Annotated in this window: 15 protein-coding genes; 8 read left to right on the forward strand and 7 right to left on the reverse strand. The window is 75.7% G+C overall.

Annotated elements, in window-relative coordinates; all coding sequences use genetic code 11:
• The first annotated feature begins 87 nt into the window (after positions 1–87).
• Entirely contained in the window at positions 88–1,845 is a 1,758-nt protein-coding gene (locus ACH4K1_RS26450) for a CocE/NonD family hydrolase (RefSeq protein WP_398092116.1), read from the forward strand.
• 82 nt (positions 1,846–1,927) lie between these two features.
• On the opposite strand, the gene ACH4K1_RS26455 is transcribed toward ACH4K1_RS26450, so the two are convergent.
• The 3 genes from ACH4K1_RS26455 to ACH4K1_RS26465 form a co-directional block, all read right to left on the reverse strand.
• Positions 1,928–2,281 (reverse strand): VOC family protein, encoded by a 354-nt coding sequence (locus ACH4K1_RS26455; RefSeq protein ID WP_398092044.1) that lies wholly within the window; start codon positions 2,279–2,281, stop codon positions 1,928–1,930.
• 151 nt (positions 2,282–2,432) lie between these two features.
• The gene (locus tag ACH4K1_RS26460; RefSeq protein ID WP_398092045.1) at positions 2,433–3,242 is read right to left on the reverse strand and encodes a class I SAM-dependent methyltransferase; all 810 of its coding nucleotides are present in this window, start codon (positions 3,240–3,242) and stop codon (positions 2,433–2,435) included.
• Positions 3,243–3,384: 142 nt separating this feature from the next.
• Positions 3,385–4,896: a bifunctional phosphatase PAP2/diacylglycerol kinase family protein gene (locus ACH4K1_RS26465; protein ID WP_398092046.1), complete on the reverse strand. Its 1,512-nt coding sequence runs from the start codon at positions 4,894–4,896 to the stop codon at positions 3,385–3,387.
• Between the two features lie 228 nt (positions 4,897–5,124).
• Here ACH4K1_RS26465 and ACH4K1_RS26470 point away from each other — a divergent pair, with 228 nt between their 5' ends.
• Positions 5,125–6,336 carry an aminotransferase class I/II-fold pyridoxal phosphate-dependent enzyme gene (locus ACH4K1_RS26470; RefSeq protein ID WP_398092047.1) on the forward strand — a complete coding sequence of 404 codons (1,212 nt, stop codon included), beginning with the start codon at positions 5,125–5,127 and terminating at the stop codon, positions 6,334–6,336.
• Positions 6,337–6,450: 114 nt separating this feature from the next.
• Here ACH4K1_RS26470 and ACH4K1_RS26475 read toward each other — a convergent pair whose 3' ends face one another.
• The gene (locus tag ACH4K1_RS26475) at positions 6,451–7,101 is read right to left on the reverse strand and encodes a DedA family protein (protein ID WP_398092048.1); all 651 of its coding nucleotides are present in this window, start codon (positions 7,099–7,101) and stop codon (positions 6,451–6,453) included.
• On the reverse strand, positions 7,098–7,901 hold the full coding sequence (locus tag ACH4K1_RS26480; protein ID WP_398092050.1) for an MBL fold metallo-hydrolase: 804 nt from the start codon (positions 7,899–7,901) through the stop codon (positions 7,098–7,100). Before ACH4K1_RS26480 ends, ACH4K1_RS26475 begins: the two co-directional genes overlap by 4 nt.
• 323 nt (positions 7,902–8,224) lie before the next feature.
• On the opposite strand from ACH4K1_RS26480, the gene ACH4K1_RS26485 reads away from it, so the two are divergent.
• The 5 genes from ACH4K1_RS26485 (at position 8,225) to secD (ending at position 17,030) form a co-directional block, all read left to right on the forward strand.
• The gene (locus ACH4K1_RS26485) at positions 8,225–10,531 is read left to right on the forward strand and encodes a phage holin family protein (RefSeq protein WP_398092051.1); all 2,307 of its coding nucleotides are present in this window, start codon (positions 8,225–8,227) and stop codon (positions 10,529–10,531) included.
• A 94-nt stretch (positions 10,532–10,625) separates the two neighbouring features.
• The gene (gene ligA / locus ACH4K1_RS26490; RefSeq protein ID WP_398092052.1) at positions 10,626–12,767 is read left to right on the forward strand and encodes an NAD-dependent DNA ligase LigA; all 2,142 of its coding nucleotides are present in this window, start codon (positions 10,626–10,628) and stop codon (positions 12,765–12,767) included.
• A 518-nt stretch (positions 12,768–13,285) separates the two neighbouring features.
• Positions 13,286–14,002 (forward strand): rod shape-determining protein MreC, encoded by a 717-nt coding sequence (locus ACH4K1_RS26495; RefSeq protein WP_398092053.1) that lies wholly within the window; start codon positions 13,286–13,288, stop codon positions 14,000–14,002.
• On the forward strand, positions 13,999–14,655 hold the full coding sequence (locus ACH4K1_RS26500; protein WP_398092054.1) for a hypothetical protein: 657 nt from the start codon (positions 13,999–14,001) through the stop codon (positions 14,653–14,655). The genes ACH4K1_RS26495 and ACH4K1_RS26500 overlap by 4 nt, the downstream gene beginning before the upstream one ends.
• 35 nt (positions 14,656–14,690) lie before the next feature.
• Entirely contained in the window at positions 14,691–17,030 is a 2,340-nt protein-coding gene (gene secD / locus ACH4K1_RS26505; RefSeq protein WP_398092055.1) for a protein translocase subunit SecD, read from the forward strand.
• 154 nt (positions 17,031–17,184) lie between these two features.
• Here the strand turns inward: secD and ACH4K1_RS26510 are convergent, their stop codons facing one another.
• The gene (locus ACH4K1_RS26510; RefSeq protein WP_398092056.1) at positions 17,185–18,048 is read right to left on the reverse strand and encodes a helix-turn-helix domain-containing protein; all 864 of its coding nucleotides are present in this window, start codon (positions 18,046–18,048) and stop codon (positions 17,185–17,187) included.
• A gap of 59 nt (positions 18,049–18,107) precedes the next feature.
• Between ACH4K1_RS26510 and ACH4K1_RS26515 the strand changes: the two genes are divergently transcribed.
• The gene (locus ACH4K1_RS26515; protein WP_398092057.1) at positions 18,108–18,416 is read left to right on the forward strand and encodes a 4a-hydroxytetrahydrobiopterin dehydratase; all 309 of its coding nucleotides are present in this window, start codon (positions 18,108–18,110) and stop codon (positions 18,414–18,416) included.
• Positions 18,417–18,530: 114 nt separating this feature from the next.
• Here ACH4K1_RS26515 and ACH4K1_RS26520 read toward each other — a convergent pair whose 3' ends face one another.
• Entirely contained in the window at positions 18,531–19,493 is a 963-nt protein-coding gene (locus tag ACH4K1_RS26520; protein ID WP_398092058.1) for a LysR substrate-binding domain-containing protein, read from the reverse strand.
• Positions 19,494–19,524: the final 31 nt, after the last annotated feature.

Here is a 19,524-nt window from a genome sequence, read left to right on the forward strand (position 1 = left end):
CTGTGTCACAGCATGGGCGCGACCCACTGCTTACCGGCCGGTAAGGCCCTCGGTGTGGAGGTCTTCGTGTCAGGTGCCGTCTCCCGCGTGCGCGGCCTTCTCGCGGCGGTCGCCGGGGCGGCCCTCGCCGCCCCCCTCGTCCTCGCCGGCCCGGCCCGTGCCGAGGCCGGCCCGTACACCGTCACCCCGCTGACGTTCACCGTCGAGGCGGGCGACCGCACCTGCGCGGTGGACGCCGATCTCTACCGGCCCGCCGGGGTCGACGCGGCCCGCCCCGCCCCCGCCGTCCTCGCCACCAACGGGTTCGGCGGCAGCAAGTCCGACGGCTCCACCGACGCCATCGGCAGGGCGTTCGCCGAGCGCGGCTATGTCGGCCTCGTCTACTCGGGCCTCGGCTTCGGCGGGTCCGGCTGTCTGATCACCCTCGACGACCCCGCCGTCGACGGGGAGGCGGCGAGCGGACTCCTCGACTTCCTCGGGGGAGTCCGCGCCGCCGACGACGGCACGAAGGCCGACTACGTCACCCGGGACGCCGAGGGCGATCCGCGCGTCGGCATGATCGGCGGCTCCTACGGCGGCGCGATCCAACTGGCCACCGCCGCCGTGGACCCGCGCGTCGACGCCCTCGTCCCCCTGATCACCTGGAACGACCTCGGCTACGCACTCGCCCCCAACAACACCGGCGCGCGCACCGGCGTCACCTCCGACACCCCCGGCGTCTTCAAATGGCAGTGGACCAACGGCTTCTACCTGATCGGCGAAGGCCGGCCGCTGCTCACCCCGAGGCCGGACCCGTCCCGGATCAACCGGCTGGACTGCCTGCACTTCGCCACCCCCGTCTGCGAGACCGTCCGGCTGCTCAACTCCGGCCGCTACCCCGCCGGGCAGACCGAGCGGATGCTCGCGTACGCGCGCAGCGTCTCGCCGGTCTCCTACCTCGACCGGGTCAAGGCCCCCACCCTCATCGTCCAGGGCCAGGCCGACACCCTCTTCAACCTCAACGAGGCGACCGCCACCTACCGGACGCTCAAGGCCCGGGGCACCGAGACCAAGATGATCTGGCAGTCCTGGGGGCACAGCGGCGGCCGGGTCCCCGGCGAACTCGACCTCGGCCGGGGCAATCTGGAGGCCAGCCACGTCGGACGGCGGGTGCTGGCCTGGTTCGACCGCCACCTCCGTAAGAACACGGCCGCCGACACCGGGCCCGCCCTCTCCTACTACCGCGACTGGCAGAGCGGCTACGGCACGGCCGCCGACGTCCCCGCCCTTTCGCGGTCCCTCTACCTCTCCGGCGACGGCAAGCTCGTCGATGACCGCTCCGAGGTCGTGCGCGGCAGCCGCCAGTACGCCAACCGGCCCGTGCCCACCAGCCACTCCGAGAGTTCCATCGCCCCGCTGATCGGGCTACCCGACATCGAGCCGTACGACACGAAGGGCACCTACCTCGGGTGGCGCAGCGAGCCCCTCGCCGCCCCCCTCGACGTCGTCGGCGCGCCCAAGGCCACCCTCGAGGTCGTCTCACCGGAGGCAGAACGGGTCCAGCACAGCGGCGACGCCTCCGACAAGCTCGTCCTGTTCGCCAAGGTCTACGACGTCGCCCCCGACGGCGGCCGCACGCTGGTGAACCGGCTCGTCTCCCCGGTCCGGGTACCCGACGTCACCCGGCCTTTCACGGTCGAACTGCCCGGCATCGTCCACCGGTACGGCAAGGGGCACCGGCTGGAGTTCGTCATCGCCGCCAGCGACACCGCGTACTTCGGCAACCGGGGCATCAAACCCGTCACCGTCGTGAGCGCCCCCGAGGACACCGGCGTGCTGGAGCTGCCGGTGGTCCCGGCCGGCTGACGTCCGCGCCTTCCCCCGGCGGCAGCTCCCTCTTCCGCCGCCCGGACGACCGCGGCGAAGGAGAGGTGCGGGCGGGGGAGGGTCAGACGGCGGCCTTGCGGTCCACGTACTCGAAGACCGAGCCGTCCGGGTGCAGGGCGATGAGGTTGCGGCCCGCCGGGGTCGGTACGGGCCCCGCCACGACCCGGGCGCCCGCCCGGGTGAGCGCCTCGTGTGCCTCGTCGACGTCCTTGACGGCGATGGTCGCCCCCACCTTGCGCAGCACCTCCAGCTCCGACTCCGGCCCGCTCATCAGCAGGAAGCAGCCGATCGCGGCGACCGACACCCCGCCGCGCTCGAAACGCAGGGCCGGAGTGCCCGTCAGCCCCTCGTAGAAGGCCACCGACGACTCCAGGTCGTCGACGCAGATACGCAGCGTGGTTCCCAGGATCTCCATGGAACGAGGGTAGTTGGCGGCCGCCACCCATGTGATCGATTCCGGCCGGACCGGGCGGCCGTTCGGGGCGCGGGGCCCGGCGCCGGGCCGTGCGGGAGCCTGGCCGGCGCCCCCGCGAGGTGTCGCCCCGCCCGGTGGACGCACCCGGCCCTCACACCCGGCAGAGCACCTCGCCGTGCGGAACCATGAACCAGCCGTCGTCCTCCGCGCCCCAGGAGCGCCACGCCCCCGCGATCTCCGTGAGCCGCTCGGCGCTCGCGTGGCCGCCCGCCACCGCCAGTTCGGCGTAGACCGAGTCCGTCGTGCGGTCCGCCCACAGGCCGCTCCACCACGCGCGGCTCTCCGGGGTGGCGAAACACCAGGCGGCCGCGGTGGGGGCGATGTCGGTGAAGCCGGCCTGCCGCGCCCAGGACAGCAGCCTGCGACCGGCGTCGGGCTCGCCGCCGTTGCCGCGCGCCACGCGTCCGTACACCTCCAGCCAGGTGTCGAGCCCCGGGACCTGCGGATACCACGTCATCGCCGCGTAGTCGCTGTCGCGGGCCGCGACCACGCCGCCGGGGCGGCAGACGCGCCGCATCTCGCGCAGCGCCCCGACCGGATCGCCCACGTGCTGGAGCACCTGGTGGGCGTGGACCACGTCGAAGGAGTCGTCGGGGAAATCCAGGGCGTGGACGTCGGCCACCGCGAACTCGACGTTCCCGAGACCTCGTTCATCCGCCACCGCGGCGGCGCGGCCCAGGATGTCGCCGGTGGTGTCCACCGCGGTGACCCGGCCCGGAGCGACCAGCGCGGCCAGGTCGGCGGTGATGGTCCCGGGGCCGCAGCCGACGTCCAGCACGGCCTGCCCGGGGCGGAGTTCGCCGAGGAGGTACGCGGCCGAGTTGGCCGCGGTCCGCCAGCGGTGCGAGCGCAGGACCGACTCGTGGTGGCCGTGCGTGTACACGGCGGTCTCCTTCGGCATGGGGCGCGTCCTCTCTCCGGGAAGTCCCGCGCCCGGGGCGCGGCGACAGGGCCCACGGTACGCCGGGGAGCCGGATGCTGAGACAGGCGTCTTGCCATGCGGACATAGGGGCGGGGTGGGTGGGGGTGCGCGGCCCCGGCGGTCAGACCGGCATCGGGCAGTACACCGTCAGGGCCTCCGGCAGCTTGTCGACCGTCAGCTCCGTTCCCGAGCGGCCCACTTCCCCGTCGTACGCGTACGGGGTTCCCGGCTCCAGGCCGCCGATCCGCACCCGGCGCCGTCGCACCGCCGCATGGGCCGGGGAGCGGGTCAGCGGGCCGGCCACCGCCGCCGCCAGCAGCCGCAGCGCGGGCCCGCGCCCCCCGTGCACCACCCGCACGTCCAGCAACCCGTCCGCCAGGTTGTGGCGGCGGCCCGGCGCGGGGCCCATCCGCTGGAACAGACCGTTGCCGACGAAGAGGAGCCACAACGGCCTCCTGCGGCCCTGCAGTTCGGCCTCCAGCGGCCGTCGTTCGCGCAGCACGTGGAAGGCCGCCAGCACGCCCGCCGGCCAGCCGCCGATCCGGGGCGACCAGTGCTCCCGGGTGCGTACCAGCTCCGGATAGGCGCCCAGCGAGAAGGCGTTGAGGAAATAACCGTCCGCCCCGTCCGGGCCGTTGGGCCCCGGCCGGAAGCGGCCGAGGTCCACCCGGATGGCATCCCCGGCGTTGAGGGCGGCGGCGGTGTCGTGAACCGTCTCGATGCCCAGGTCGTACGCGAAGTGGTTGAACGTTCCACCCGGGAAGACGGCCAGCGGCATCCCGTGCGTCGCCGCGACGGAGGCCGCCAGGTTCACCGTGCCGTCGCCCCCGCAGACGCCGAGCGCCTTGCCCCGGCCCGCCGCCCCCTCCAAAGCGGCCGGCAGCTCCCCGGGCGGCACCTCCACCACCTCGGCGGCGGGCAGCGCCTCACGCACCAGGGAGGCGGTCGCGGCGGCGGAGCCCGACTTCCGGTTCACCACCACGACGAGCCCCTTCCCCGCCGGGAGCGCCGGGGCCTCGCCGGGCGGGCGGCCGGGGGCGGGAAGCTGGCCCCGGGTGGGCACCAGCCCGCGCAGCGCGAACGCGGCCCCCACCCCGAGCGCCGCCCCCGCCAGCACATCGCTCGGATAGTGGACGCCCGTGTAGACCCGGGAGACCGCGACGGCCGCGGCGACCGGGGCCACCACCGCGCCCCAGCCCCTGGACTCCAGGGCCACCCCGGTGGCGAACGCGGCGGCGGACGCCGCGTGCCCGGACGGGAACGACGTGGTGACCGGCTGCCGCTTGAGCTGCCGCACGGACGGCACCAGATCCAGTATCGGGCGCTCCCGGCGCACCGCGCCCTTGCCCACGGTGTTGATCGCCACCGACGCCACGGCGAGCGAGGCCACCCCGCGGAGCGCGGCTCGCCGCGACCGCGCGCTGCTGCCGAGGGCCGCGATCCCGGCCGCCGTCCCGAACCAGAGCAGCCCGTGGTTGGCGCTCCGGCTCAGCTTGGGCAGCAGCGGGTCCGCTCCCGGCCAGTGCCGGTCCGCGACACTCCGGAAGACGGCCAGGTCCCGGCTCTGCAACCAGCCCCGCCATCGGGCGGTGGCGGTCGAGGCGACGGTGGACGTGGTTCTCGGTGTGGCCATGCACCAGCGAATACCCGGCCGCGCCCCGCTGAACCAGAAGGCGCGCCGGGACGCCGGCCACGCACCGCCCCGGGCACGGGGGAGGGGTCCGGCGCGGGCGCCCCGCCGGACGGGCGGGCCGCCCGGAACCTCCGTATAAAGAAAGGCACAGGGCACTGCGTGCGCGCCCGGTGGCCGGCCGCGGCGGGCGGGCCCGGGACGCGGCGCCGAGCGGCGAAGGAGGGCCGGATGCGCGGGAACGAGGACCACGGGCCCGTCCGCTACGGTCCGCTCGCCCCCGACCCGGGGCTTCCGGTCCTCCCCGAGCTGGCCGCCGTACTCGCCGCCGCCTCCGGCAGGACCCGGCCGGAGCCTCCCGGCGGGGGACCGGCGCTGCGCGAGGCGGCCCGCGGGTACTGGGACCGCCGAGGGCTGCACGGCACGGCCGCGGGGATCGCCGCCGCTCCCGGCGCCCAGCCGCTCCTCCTGGCCCTGCTCGGCGCGCACGGCGGCGACGTCCTCATGCCCCGCCCCTGCCCGGCCGCCTGGACGCCGCAGGCCCGGCTGCTGGGCCGGCCCGCCTACCACGTGCCGAGCCCCGCCGAATGCGGCGGCATCCCCGACCCGTACGCCCTGCTGGAGACCGTGCGCCGGGTCCGGGCCGAGGGCGGCCGGCCGAAACTGCTGCTCCTGTCCGTCGCCGACGACCCCACGGCCACCGTCGCCCCGCCCGAACTGGTCCGCGAGGCGTGCGAGGCGGCGGTCGGGGAAGGGCTGCACATCATCAGCGACGAGACCTGGCGCGACACCGTGCACCGCTCCTGGGACACCCTCCTGCTCAGCCCCGCCGAGATGTGCCCGGACGACGTCACGGTCCTCACCGACCTCTCCGGGGCCCTCACGCCCGCCGCCTGGCCGGTCGCCGTCGCCCGCTTCCCCGACACGCCCCCGGCCGCCGCCCGGCACGCCCGCGCCCTGGACGTCCTCACCGCTCTCGGGGCCCTCGTCGCCGGTCCGGTCGCCCACGCCGCCGCGCACGCCCTGGAGGAGCCGCAGGCCGTACGCGACCGGACCGGGCGGGCCGCCGCGCTCCACGCCGAGGTCGCCGCCGCCGCCCACCGCGCGGTCCTCGGCGCCGGCGCGCTGGCCCGGCCGCCCCAGGCGGGCCGCCACCTCTACGCCGACCTGGGCCCGCTGCGCCCCCGGCTGGCGGAGCTGGGCGTCACGGACTCCCTGGAGCTGGAGGAGTACCTGACCGACCGGCTCGGCGCACCCGCCCCGGGGGGCCACCGCTTCGGGGACGAGCTGGGCGCGCTGCGCGTACGCCTGGGCACCGGACCGCTGCTGGGGACCACGGAGCCGCAGCGGGCGGAGTCCCTCGCCGCCGCCGAGCCCCTGGCGCTTCCCCATGTGGCGCAGGCCCTGGACGGCTTCGCGGCGGTCCTCGGCGCACTGCGCTGAGCGGGCCGGGGGCCTCGGGCGCCGGTCGCCGCGCAGCGCCGCCGCTCCCCGCCGGGGCCCGCCGCCCCCGCGGGCTCCGGGGCCATGAGAGGCCGTGCGGGGCCGCCCCGGCGTTCACCCCGTGGCGTCGCCCGTCCCCGGACCGAACCGCGTCCGCAGCCTGCGCCACACCGCCGGAGCCCCACTGACCAGCAGGGTCAGGACGATCGCCGCGACCACCCCCTGCCACGGCTCCGGGAACAGCGAGCCGCCCAGGATGCCGATCAACTGGTACGTCGCCGCCCAGGCCAGGCACGCCGGAACGTCCCCCCGGGCGAACCGCCGCAGCGGCATCCGGCTCAGCAGGCACGCCAGCATGACCGGAATCCGTCCCGCCGGTATCAGCCGGGACAGCACCAGCACCGTCCCGCCGTGGTCCGTCAGCTTCTCCTGCGCCTGGGCCAGCCGCTCCGGCGCGGCCCGGCGGGTGATCGCGGAGAGCCACTTCGAGCCGTTCTTCGAGCGCACCCCGCGCTGTCCCAGCCAGTACAGGCAGACGTCCCCGAGGAACGCCGCCGCCGACGCCGCCAGGAAGACGAAGAGCAGGGAGAGCGGCGACGTCTGGTGGAAGGCCACCACCGCCGCCGAGCTCACCAGCGCCCCCGTCGGCACCACCGGCACCAGCGATCCCAGCGCCACCAGCGTGAACAGCGTCGGATAGCCGACCGCCTGCTGGGTCGACTCGGCCGGCAGGTCCCGCACCAGCTGCTGGATCTCCTGGATCACCGGCCGGCCACCGGCGTGACCCGTTCGCCGTGCCCCAGCAGGTGCACCCTCACCCCGGGGGCCCGCTTCGCCGCCTGCCGGACGAACTCGTCGCCCGGCGCGTGGAACTCGTGCGGGCGCACCCCGTCGAGCCCGATCGGCCAGTACGTGCCGTAGTGCACCGGGATCGCGGACGCCGGCGCGAGGCGGGTCAGCGCCTCGGCGGCGCGTACCGGGTCCAGGTGGCCGTGGCCCAGGTAGGGGCCCCAGCCGCCCACCGGCAGCAGCGCCGTGTCCACCGGCCCCACCGCCTCCGCCATTCCGTCGAAGAGACCGGTGTCCCCGGCGAAGTACGTCCGGGCCTCGCCCTCGACGACATAGCCGAGGGCGGGGGCGCGGTGCGGTCCGACCGGCAGCCGCCGCCCGTCGTGCAGCGCGGGGACCGCCCGCACCCGCACCTCGCCGACCCGGACCGTGTCGCCCGGCCGCACCTCGGTGACGTGCAGCCCGAGCCGCCGCCGCAGCGTCCGCAACCCCGGCACCGCCGCCACCGCGCCGCGCGGCACGACCAGCCGGCTCCCCGGAGCCAGCCGGGCCAGCGACGGCAGATGCAGATGGTCGGAGTGCAGGTGGGAGACCAGCACCACCTCGGCGACCGCCGCCCGCGGCGGCGGAACCTCGCCCCGGCGGCGGCGCAGATGCGCGAAGCGCCGTGCGAACAGGGGGTCGGTCAGCACCCGCACCCCTGAATCCTCGATCGTGCAGGTGGCATGACCCCACCAGGTGACCTCCACCGGCGCTCCGCCTCCTCGCTCGTCCATCGACCCACCGTGGTCCCTGCCCCGCCGCGGCCCCGGTACCCCGCCACCCGTGCTCGGTGACCTCTGACACGTCGCGTCGTACCCCGGTGCGTCCGGTCCGCACCGTCCGGATACGGGTGCGCCGCCGATACGAGAGCCTATGCGCCCCCCGTACCGTCGCGCCGGGGCCGGGGCCGGGGCCGGGGCCGGGACAGGGGCCGGGGCCGGGACAGGGGCCGGGGGCGCCCGCCGCGGGGCCGCCGGACCAGGGCCGGCGCTGTGCCAAGCTGAGGGGCGGGCCCCGACGACCGGGCCCGGGGACGAGAGGGCGCGGGTGGAACGGCGTGGCCGACGGGAAATGGCGCAGGGCGGGCGGCGCCGTGATACGCGTGATCGCGGTCTGGGCCGTGTCCACCCTCACCATGCTCGCCCTCGCCGGCGTCCTGCCCGACTTCCGGCTCCAGTCCGAGGACGGTGACACCACCACCAGGACGGCCTTCACCGCCGCCTGGGGCGCGGGCGCCTTCGGCCTGCTCTCCGCCCTGGTCTGGCCCGTCCTCGTGCGCGCCCTGCTCATCGTGCCCGCCCTCGTCCTGGGCGCACTGGTCTTCTTCCTCAACGGCTCGCTGCTGCTGATAGCGCTGAGCCTCATCCCGGACGGGCGCGGCGACGCCGCGCCCGAGACGGCGGTCGTCGTCGCCGCCGTGATGTCCGCCGTCGCCTCCGCCACCTCGACCGCCTTCGCCGTCCGCGACGACGAGGCGTACCGCCGCCGGCTGTCCCGGCTCGCCTACCGGCGCAGACGCGGCGGACCGGCGGAGGCGGGCGGACCCGGCCGGGAGGGCCCGCCCGGCACCGTCTTCCTCCAGCTCGACGGCGTCGGCCACAACGTGCTGGTCGAGGCGGCCGCCGCCGGGCTCATGCCGACCGTCGCCGACTGGCTCGCGGACTCCTCCGGCCACCGGCTCACCCCGTGGCGCACCGACTGGTCCAGCCAGACCGGCGCCAGCCAGCTCGCCATCCTGCACGGCAGCAACCACGACGTGCCCGCCTTCCGCTGGTACGAGAAGGAGACCCGCACCCTCATGGTCTCCAGCCGCCCCGCCAGCGCCCTCGAAATGCAGCGCCGCGCCATCGAGCGCACCCGCGACGGCGGCCTGCTCACCGTCGACGGCGCGAGCCGCGGCAACCTCTTCAGCGGCGGGGCCGGAGAGCTGGCCCTGGTGCTCTCCATGGCCGCCCGGCGCGGCAAGGGCCGCCGCTCCCGCGCCGGGTACTTCGCCTACTTCTCCGACCCGGCCAACGCCACCCGCACCGCCCTCTCCTTCGTCGCCGAGGTCGCCCGCGAGATCGGCCAGTCCACCCGGGCCCGCGCCCGCAAGACCGCGCCGCGGATCAAGCGCGGCGGCCTCTACCCCTTCATCCGCGCCTTCGCCACCGTCGTGGAGCGCGACGTGGTCGTCGCCGCCGTCCTCGGCGACATGTTCGCCGGGCGCACCGCCGTCTACGCCGACCTCGTCGCCTACGACGAGGTCGCCCACCACTCCGGGCCGCACAGCCGCGACGCGGAGAAGGTCCTCGAACGCCTCGACCGCTCCCTCGCCCTGATCGCCAGGATCGCCGACCACACCCCGCGCGCCTACCGGATCGTGCTCCTCTCCGACCACGGCCAGAGCTCCGGGGAGACCTTCGCGGGGGCGTACGGGCTGACGCTCAAGGACCTCGTACGGGCGGGCTGCGGCCTGCCCGTGCCCCGCCGGGCCCAGCGCACCCGCAGCGCCTCCGAGGCCCGCGACGCGGTACGGATCGCCCTGCACCGGCCGGTCGAGGGGCAGGAGGACGAGCACACCGCGAAGACCTCCGACCCGATCGTGCTGGCCTCCGGCAACCTCGGGCTGATCTCCTTCCCCGACATCGAGGGCCGCGCCTCCCGGGAGCAGATCGACCGCCGCCACCCGGCGCTGCTCTCCACGCTCGCCAACCACCCGGGGATCGGCTTCCTCCTCGTCCGCAGCGAGGAGCACGGCTCCGTGGTGCTCGGGCCGGGCGGGGCCGAGGTCCCCGTCGCGGAGCTGACGGACGGGGAGGGGCCGCTCGCCGTGTTCGGCGCCGGCGCGGCCCGTGCCGTACGCCGCACCGACACCTTCCCGCACGTCGCGGACGTGATGGTCAACTCCATGTACGACCCGGGCACCGGAGCCGTGCACGCCTTCGAGGAGCAGATCGGCTCGCACGGCGGCCTCGGCGGCGAACAGTCCCGGCCGTTCCTGCTGTGGCCGCGCGGGCTGTCGGATCCGCTCGACATCATGGCCGCGGAGGCCGCGGAGGCCGCGGAGGCCGCGGAGGCCGCGGAGGCCGCGGAGGCCGCGGAGAAGGGCGAGACCGCGGGCGCGCCCGCGGCGCAGGGCGGCGGGCTGGTCGGCGCGGAGGCGGTGCACCGGGTGCTGACCCGCTGGCTCCAGGAGTCCTCCGGCCCCCAGGTGCCGGTAGGGGCCGAGGACTTCGCGGGGACCGGGCCGGTGGACGAGCCGTTTCCGCCGGACCCTCCCGCCGCACGCGTCCCGGCTGCGGACGCCGCGGACGCGATCGGGCCGCCGCCCCCGGGAAGCCCGGGGAACCCCGCGCCGGACGCCAGGGGAACGACGGCCTGACCGCACGTCCCGCACGCTTGCGCGGGCCGGCCGCCGGAGGACGGGCGCCGGCGGGGCCGGGGCGTTGTCAGTGGGGGGCGGAAGAATGACGGCCATGACGAACTCAGTTGCCGTTCTCGCCGATGCCGCCGCCTACGCCGCCGCGGTGGAGGAGGCGTCCCTCGCCGCCGCCGCGTACTACGCCACGGGCGAGAGCGCGCTGGACGACGACGCCTACGACCGGTTGGCGCGCGGGATAGCCGCGTACGAGGCGGACCACCCCGACGAGGTGCTCGCCGCCTCGCCGACGGGCAAGGTCGCGGGCGGGGCGGCGATCGGGGACGTGCCGCACACGGCGCCCATGCTGTCGCTGGACAACGTGTTCTCGGCCGAGCAGTTCACGGCCTGGACCGCGTCGCTGGAGCGGCGGATCGGCAGACCGGTCTCCGCGTGGAGCGTCGAGCCGAAGCTCGACGGCCTGGCCGTCGCCGCGCGCTACCGCGACGGCCGGTTCGAGCGCCTCGTCACCCGGGGCGACGGCCAGGCGGGCGAGGACGTCTCGCACGCGGCCGCCGCCGTCGTCGGGCTGCCCGAGCGGCTGACCGCCCCGGTCAGCATCGAGGTGCGCGGCGAGATCCTGATGACGAACGAGCAGTTCGAGCAGGGCAACGCGATCCGTACGGAACACGGCGGCGTCCCCTTCGCCAACCCGCGCAACGGGGCGGCGGGCACCCTGCGCGCCAAGGACCGTCCCTACCGGGTGGAGACGACCTTCTTCGCCTACGGCGCGCTGCCGCTCCCCGATTCCGGCGCGTTGGCGCAGACGCTCGCGGAACTGCCCCACAGCGAGGTCCTGTCGTACGTCGCGGACCTCGGCGTGCACACGGCGGCGGGCACCGAGGTGGCTCCGGTCCTGGCCACCACGGTGGAAGAGGTCCAGGCGCGGGTGGAGGCGATAGCCTCCCTGCGCGCGGCGCTCCCCTTCGGCATCGACGGGATCGTGGTCAAGGCCGACCTGGCGGCCGATCAGCGGGAGGCCGGCTCCGGCAGCCGCGCCCCCCGCTGGGCCATCGCCTACAAGCTGCCCGCCGTGGAGAAGATCACCCGGCTGCTGGCCGTCGAGTGGAACGTCGGGCGCACGGGCGTCATCGCGCCGCGCGCCGTCCTGGAGCCCGTGGAGATCGACGGCTCCACCGTCGGCTACGCCACCCTGCACAACCCCGCCGACATCACCCGTCGCGACCTGCGGCTCGGGGACCAGGTCATGGTCTACAAGGCCGGCGACATCATCCCGCGCATCGAGGCCCCCGTCGTGCATCTGCGCACCGGGGAGGAGACACCCGTAGAGTTCCCCGCGAGCTGCCCGCAGTGCGGTTCCGGCATCGACACGAGCGAGCAGCGCTGGCGCTGTGTCCGGGGCCGCAGCTGCCGGCTGGTCGCCTCCGTCTCGTACGCGGCGGGGCGTGATCAGCTCGACATCGAGGGCCTCGGCGCCACCCGGGTCGTCCAGCTCGTCGAGGCCGGTCTCGTCGCGGACTTCGCGGACCTGTTCACCCTGGAGCGGGCGCAGTTGCTCGCCCTCGACCGGATGGGCGAGACCTCCACGGACAACCTCCTGGCGGCCATCGGAACGGCCCGCGACCGTCCGCTCTCGCGGGTGTTCTGCGCCCTGGGCGTACGGGGTACGGGGCGGTCCATGTCGCGTCGCGTCGCGCGGTACTTCGCCACCATGGACCGGATCGTCGCCGCCGACGTCGAAACCCTCCAGCGGGTCGACGGCATCGGCAAGGAGAAGGCCGCGGCGGTGGTCGCCGAGCTGGCGGAGCTGGCCCCGCTGATCGGCAAGCTCGTCGCCGCCGGGGTGAACATGACCGAGCCGGGCGCCACCCCGCCCCCGGAGCCCGGTACGGAGACCCCCGCGGAGGCCGAGGCCGGAGCGGACGCCGAGGCCGGAGCGGGAGCCGCCGCAGCCGGTGCGACCGGCGCCGCGCCGCCCCTGGCGGGCATGACCGTGGTGGTCACGGGCGCGATGTCCGGAGCGCTGGAGAAGCTGACGCGCAACCAGGTGAACGAGCTGATCGAGCGGGCGGGCGGGCGGTCCTCCTCCAGCGTCTCCTCGCGCACCAGCCTGCTGGTCGCCGGGGAGAAGGCGGGGTCCAAGCGCACCAAGGCGGAGGGCCTGGGCGTGCGGATCGCGGCGCCCGAGGAGTTCGCGGAGCTGGTGGGCGCCTTCCTGACGGCGGACGGGGAGGGGTGAGCCGCGGCTGCCGCGCACACGGCGCGGGCGTGCCTGTGAATCACCGAGGAAGTGGCGTTCCACCACCCCGTATTGCATAGTGAGGGCTCGGTCGTGCCTCACTATCTGTGGCCCGACGGGTGCGTGGGCGGCCAGGACGGGCCGGCCGGGGGTGAGGGACGATGCGTTCTGTGCACGACGGACGGCGACCTGGTCGCGCCGTCTCCTCGTCGTCCTCCGGCGCCGGTGCGGACCGGAGGACCCCTTTCGCCCCCGTTCTCCCGACCACGCCGGCACCGGCCGGCCGCACCCCGACGACCTCCGCGCCCGGCGAGTGGCGAGGGCCGCTGCGCCCGGGCGCGGGCCCCTGGGGGAAGAGCCCCGGTCCGCTTCGTGACGGAAGCGGTGCCGGGGCGTTCGGGGCCAACCATGCGCCCGGCGGCCTGCGGACGCGTCATCAGCGCCGGGGTGCGTGGAGCGACGCTCCGCCCGCCCGGGGCCTGGCCCTCGACCTCGGTAGCTCCCGCACCCGGGCCTGGGTGCCCGGACGGGGGCTGGTGCTCGACCCGTACGCCGGGACGGGCGCCCACGCGGGCGTCGAGCGGCCGGTCCGGCGCGGGCGCATCGTCGACCCCGAGTCCTGCGGCCGGCTGCTCGGCCGGATCGCCGACGCGGCCCTCGGCCCCGACCGCAGCGACAGCGTCATCGTCCTCAGCCACCCGGTGCTCGCCGGGGCCGAACACCGCTCCGCCGCGCGGGCCCTGCTCGCCGGGCTGGGGACGACGCGGGTCGTGGTCCTCAGCAGCGCACGGGCCGCCGCCGCGTACGCCGGACCGAGGGAGGCGGGCCCTCTCCTCGTCATCGACATGGGCGCCCAGCTGACCGAGGTCACGCTCCTCGTCAACGGTCTGGTCGCCGACGCCCGGCAGGCCGAGAGCGGCCTCGACGACCTCGACGGCCTGGACCCGGCGGCGCTGCCCGACGCCCTCGTCCGTACCGTGCTCGACATGATCACGTCCATGTGGCGGCACGACCGGCACGGTGCGATCCGTGGAGCCCTGCGCAAGGGCCCCGTGCTGGCGGGCGGCGGTGCGCTGCGCCCCGACGTCACCGAGCGCATCGCCCGCCGCCTCGGCACCCGGGTGCGCCTGGCCGACGACCCGTCGACCACGGTCGTGCGGGGCGCCGGCCAGATCCTCAGCTCCGTGCTGCGCCGGCGGACGGCACCGCCCGAGCACACCGGCCGACCGAGGTGACGCCGCACCCGGGGCCGCCCCGGGCCGACGCGTCCCGGCTGCGGTGCCTGCTGGCCGCGCTGCTCCTCACCGTCCTCACCCTGGTCGGCGGCGCCGCCACGGCGAACGGCGCGGCCCCCGCCGCCCCGACCGCCGGGCCCGGCGCTCCGGCGGCGGCCCCGGGCCCGTCCGCACCGCCGACCGAGCGCCCCGGACCCCCCTTCCGGCACCGCACCGGCCCTGAGACGGGCCCTGGCGCCGGGCACCGCACCGGACCCGGCAGGGACGCCGGCCCCCGGACCGCCGTCGGGCAGGGCCCGCGGAAGCGGGGCCACGCGCACGCCGCCGCGTCCGGTCCGGCCGCGGTGGCGCGGGCCGAGCACGAGCACCCCCGGGCGGCCGCCGATCCGGTGCAGACCCCCCGGGCGGGCTCCGGCCGGGCGTATCTGCTGCTGCACGCCCCGCCGCCCCCGCACGACGCGCTTCCGCCCGCCGCGCCGGGGCCGACCGTGCCGCGCGGCGGCGTGCGGCTGTGCGCCGCGGACACCTTCTCCGTACCCGGCTGCCACCGGGGCGCCCTCCCCGGCGTACGGGGACCTCCTCCGGGCAGGACCGCCGGTCCCACGACCGGTCACCCGTCCTGTACTGCCGATCCGGCGTCACGTCCTCACTGAGGTGAGGGCGCCCGGCGCCCCACCGGAGGATTTCCATGACTCGCGCCACCGCGGTGCGAGCGGTTCTGGCCGTCGCCGTCCTGCTCGCGTCCGTATTCATCACTCTGACCATGTCGCCCAGACTCGGCCTCGACCTCCAGGGCGGCACCCGTATCGTGCTCCAGGCCCGGGACACCGCCACGGTGAAGGCGGACCGGGAGACCACCGACCGCACCCTGGAGGTGCTGCGCCAGCGCATCGACTCGCTCGGCGTCTCCGAACCGACCCTGACCCGCTCCGGTGAGGACCGGATCATCGTCGAACTGCCCGACGTCCAGGATCCGCGCCAGGCGGCCGAGGTCATCGGCCGGACGGCGCAGCTCTCCTTCCACGCGGTGGAGGGCCCGGGGGCCGAGGACCCGGCGGCCGAAGGATCGGACGGGAAGAAGAAGACCCCCGCCCCCGACGAGCTGACCCTCCCCGACGAGCAGGGCCGTTCGCTGGCGCTCGGTCCGCCCCGACTCTCCGGCGCGGGCGTCGACGACGCCACCGCCGCCTTCGACGCGCAGGGGGGAGCGGGCTGGACCGTGTCGCTGAAGTTCCACAAGGGCGCCGGCCAGGACTGGAAGAAGCTGACCGGCGAGGCCGCCTGCCACCCCGCGGGGGACGACCGGCGCAGGGTCGCCATCGTCCTCGACGAGAAGGTCATCTCCTCGCCGCAGGTCGACCCCTCCGTGGGCTGCCGGGTCGGGCTGCCGTCCGGGAGCACCCAGATCACCGGCTCGTTCAGCGCGGACGAGGCGCGTGATCTGGCGCTGCTCATCAAGGGCGGGGCGCTGCCGGTACCCGTCGAGATCGTCGAGCAGCGGACCGTCGGCCCCACGCTCGGTGCGGCGGCCATCGAGGCGAGCGCGCAGGCGGCCCTCATCGGGGCTGCCGCCACCGCTCTCTTCATCACCCTCGTCTACCGCCTCTTCGGCGCGCTGGCCGCCGTGGCGCTGGGCGCGTACGGGTTGATCTCCTACGCGGCGCTCGTCGCCCTCGGCGTCACGCTGACCCTTCCCGGGCTGGCCGGTTTCGTCCTGGCGATCGGGATGGCGGTCGACGCGAACGTCCTGGTCTTCGAACGGGCCAGGGAGGAGTGCGCCGACCGGCCCGCACGCTCCCTGCGCTCCGCGCTGGCCACCGGGTTCCAGAAGGCGTGGAGCGCGGTGGCCGACTCCAACGCCACCACGCTCATCGCGGCCGGGCTGCTTTTCTTCCTGGGCTCGGGGCCGGTCAAGGGCTTCGGCGTGACGCTCGCCATCGGGGTCGTCGCCTCGATGTTCTCCGCCCTGGTCATCGCCCGCGCGCTCACCGAGCTCGCCGCCAACTCCCGCTTCGTCAGCGACTACCGGGGCGTCAACGGCATCGGGCGCCCCGGGGCCGTACGGACGTGGCTGGTCCGCAAGGACCCGCAGCTGTTCCGCAGGCCGTTCCGCTGGCTCGTCGTCTCGGCGGCGCTGGTCGCCGTCGCGGCGGCCGGGATCGTGGTGCGCGGGGTCGATCTGGGCGTCGAGTTCACCGGGGGCCGGCTGGTCGAGTACTCCACCAGCCGCCCGGTCGACGTCGAGACGGCCCGGTCCACGCTCGCCGCCGCCGGGTTCAAGGACGCCGAGGTCACCACGGCGGGCGAGGGCGATCTGTCCGTACGCACCGGGAAGCTCGACAACGACGGCGAACACGCCCTGCGGACCGCGCTCGCGAAGGAGGGCGGCGAGACGACGAAGGTACGCGACGAGCTGATCGGCCCGAGCCTCGGCGACGAACTGCGGCGCAACGCGCTGATCGCCCTGGGGGTCGCGGTGGCGGTGCAGCTGGCCTACCTCGCGGTCCGGTTCCGCTGGACGTTCGCGGTGGCGTGCGTCGTGGCGATGGTGCACGACGTGATCCTCGTGGTGGGGGCGTTCGCCTGGCTGGGGCGGCCGGTGGACGGCATCTTCCTGGCGGCCCTCCTCACCGTCATCGGCTACTCGGTCAACGACTCGGTGGTGGTCTTCGACCGGGTACGGGAACTGTGGGGCGCGAACCGGCGGACACCGCTGGACGCCATCGCCCGCCGAGCGGTCCTCCAGACCGTCCCGCGTACGGTGAACACCGGCATGGGGGCCCTCTTCATCCTGGCGGCCCTCGCCCTGCTGGGCGGCGATTCGCTGGCCGACTTCGCGATCGCCCTGCTCATCGGCATCGTGGTCGGCACCTGGTCCTCGGTGTTCACCGCCGTACCCGGGGCCCTCGCCCTGGAGCGGAGCGCCAAGGCCCCGCCGCCGCCCGCGCCGGGGAAGGGGAAGGGCGTCTCGCGCGGAAAGGCCCGCACGCCCCGCCGCGACCCGCTCGACAACGGGGCGCGCGTCTGAGGGCGTCACGCCCTTAGCCCGGCACGGCGGGGCCCTCAACGACCCGATGCGGTCGTTGAGGGCCCCGCCCTGTCCCTGGCCGCGCCCTGCCCCCTGGCCCGCCCTGCCCCCTGGCCCGCCCTGCCCCCTGGCCGCGCCCGCCACCGGGCCGGCGTCAGACCTCCCGCGCCACGTGGGCGTGGAGATGGGCGGCGGTCTCCCGGTCGGCGGGGAGGAACGTCTCGATGGCCAGTTCGGCCACCGTCACGTCCATCGGCGTGTTGAACGTCGCGATCGACGACACGAACGACAGGACCCGGCCCCTGTGTTCGAACAGCATCGGCAACGCGAACGCGGTGGCGGCCCGTTCCCGGCCCGTCCAGCCCGCCCGGTCGGCGGCGCCGTCGGCGCCGAGCCGCTCGGCGCGGGCCCCGTCGGCGGCCGGCCCGGGGGCCGGGTAGGCGGCCACCTCCTCGTACAGTTCGCGCAGGGCGGGCGAGCGCAGGAGGGCGATCTGGCGCTCCATCTGCGCCAGCAGGTCCGCCCGCCACTCCGGGAGGTTCACGATGCGCGGGGCGAGCCCTTCCGGGTGGAGCGTGAGCCGCATGGCGTTCACGGGCGGGGCCAGCAGCTCCTCCGACACCCCCTCCAGCAGCAGGGCGACCCCCCGGTTGGCCGCCACGACCCCGTAGACGCCGTCCACCACCAGCGCCGGGTAGGGCTCGTACGCCGTGAGCAGCCGGTCCAGGCTCTCGCGCAGGGAGGACATGGCGGGGGCGTCGAGCGGCGTCTGCGCGTAGCGGGGCGCGTAACCGGCCACCACGAGAAGGGCGTTGCGTTCACGGACCGGGACGTCCAGCTCCTCGGCCAGCCGCAGGACCATCTCCTCGCTGGGCCGGGAACGGCCCGTCTCGATGAACGAGATGTGACGGGCCGAGGAATCCGCGCGCAGGGCCAGCTCCAACTGGCTGATGCGCCGCTGTTCCCGCCATTCCCGCAGCAGCGGGCCTACTCCCGTGTCGGGCAAGACAGTCGTCATGCCCAGACCGTAACCTCGCCCCCTGCGCACCCACCCCACGACCACCACGGGAGCCGTCCATGACCGCCGAGCCGCTGCCGCCCGCCGAGATCGACCGCCGCCTGGAGAACCTGCCCGGCTGGACGCTGGAAGGAGGCGACCGGATCGCCCGGACCTTCCGGCTGCCCTCCCACCTCGCCGCCGCCGCGCTGACGGTCCACATCGCCGCGATCCAGGACGAGGTGAACCACCACGCGGAGCTGACCCTCGGCTACAACACGGTGGCTCTCTCTGTCCGTACGCACGACGCGGGGGGCGCGGTCACCGAGAAGGACTTCGCGCTCGCCGCCCGGGTGTCGGCCGTCGCCCCGGCCCACGGCGCCGAGTAGCCCCTCGCGGCCTCGCCCGCCGACGGGCCCGCCGGCCCCGTCCGAGCGGCCCGGCCCCGCGCCGCGCTGCTCGGAAGGCCCCGCGCCGGGCTGCCCGCGGGGACGCCGTCCGGCTCAGGCCACCGTGCCGAACCTCGGATGCGCGCCGAGCCACTGCGCGTAGCCCGGGCTGCGGGACACCGCCTCCGTGTACGCCGCCCGGGCCGCCCCGGTCACCGCCCCCGCCGCCGCGTCGGCGGCGGGGGAGTGCGGGTGCCAGCCCACCAGATGGCGCCAGCTGAGCGGCGCGCCGGCCAGCGGCCTGGTCACCACGCCGGGCGTCGGCGGGAACGTCGCCCGGCACAGCCCGATCGCCCGCCCCACCTGCACCAGGTGGACGACGGACGCGGTGTCCGTCTCGAACACCGACACCGGGGTGAAGCCCGACCGGGCGCAGGCCGCGGTGAAGCAGTCGGCGAAGCAGCCCTCGCCCGGCACGTCGGCCCAGCCCTCGTCCGCGAGCGCGGCCAGCTCCAATTCCGTTTCACCGGCCAAGGGGTGCTGCTCCGGCAGCATCACGAAGACCGGGTCCACCCCGACGACCTCCCACACCAGCCGGTCCGGCAGCGGCGGCGGGCTCTCGCCGCACGTCCCGATCAACGCGAAGTCCAGCCGCCCGTCGATCACCAGCGAGGCGATTTCCCCCACCGACCACGAGGTGTACGTCGACACCTGCGCCGACGGATGCGCGGCGGCCATCCGGTCCACCAGGCCGCCGAGCAGCGGGCCGTGCGTGCCGCCCAGCCGGAACCGGTCCAGCGACCCCGTGGCGTTGGCGAACCTCACTGCCTCCGCCTGGAGTTCGCTGACGGCGGGCAGCACCACCCGGGCCCGGTCCAGCACCAGTTCTCCGAGCGGGGTGGCGCGCGCACCGGTGTGGTCGCGGTCGAAGAGAGCGCCGCCCAGGGCTTTCTCGATCCGTCTCAACTGGGCGCTGAGAGCGGGCTGGGCGAGCCCCAGGGCGGCGGCGGCCTTGGTGAGGCTGCCGGTGTCGGCTATGGCACGGACCGTTCTCAGATGGCGCAACTCCAGCTCCATAAAGGCAAGTTATGGTCCCGGAGGCACCCCG

The sequence above is a fragment of the Streptomyces sp. NPDC017448 genome, from assembly GCF_044330565.1.
Taxonomy (GTDB): Bacteria; Actinomycetota; Actinomycetes; order Streptomycetales; family Streptomycetaceae; genus Streptomyces.

What these genes read in the sequence shown, in the direction of transcription:
- ACH4K1_RS26455 (WP_398092044.1), bottom strand. Translation starts at nt 2,281, where the DNA reads ATGGAGATCCTGGGAACCACGCTGCGTATCTGCGTCGACGACCTGGAG.
- ACH4K1_RS26460 (WP_398092045.1), bottom strand. Translation starts at nt 3,242, where the DNA reads ATGCCGAAGGAGACCGCCGTGTACACGCACGGCCACCACGAGTCGGTC.
- ACH4K1_RS26465 (WP_398092046.1), bottom strand. Translation starts at nt 4,896, where the DNA reads ATGGCCACACCGAGAACCACGTCCACCGTCGCCTCGACCGCCACCGCC.
- ACH4K1_RS26470 (WP_398092047.1), top strand. Translation starts at nt 5,125, where the DNA reads ATGCGCGGGAACGAGGACCACGGGCCCGTCCGCTACGGTCCGCTCGCC.
- ACH4K1_RS26480 (WP_398092050.1), bottom strand. Translation starts at nt 7,901, where the DNA reads ATGGACGAGCGAGGAGGCGGAGCGCCGGTGGAGGTCACCTGGTGGGGT.
- ligA (WP_398092052.1), top strand. Translation starts at nt 10,626, where the DNA reads ATGACGAACTCAGTTGCCGTTCTCGCCGATGCCGCCGCCTACGCCGCC.
- secD (WP_398092055.1), top strand. Translation starts at nt 14,691, where the DNA reads ATGACTCGCGCCACCGCGGTGCGAGCGGTTCTGGCCGTCGCCGTCCTG.
- ACH4K1_RS26510 (WP_398092056.1), bottom strand. Translation starts at nt 18,048, where the DNA reads ATGACGACTGTCTTGCCCGACACGGGAGTAGGCCCGCTGCTGCGGGAA.
- ACH4K1_RS26515 (WP_398092057.1), top strand. Translation starts at nt 18,108, where the DNA reads ATGACCGCCGAGCCGCTGCCGCCCGCCGAGATCGACCGCCGCCTGGAG.
- ACH4K1_RS26520 (WP_398092058.1), bottom strand. Translation starts at nt 19,493, where the DNA reads ATGGAGCTGGAGTTGCGCCATCTGAGAACGGTCCGTGCCATAGCCGAC.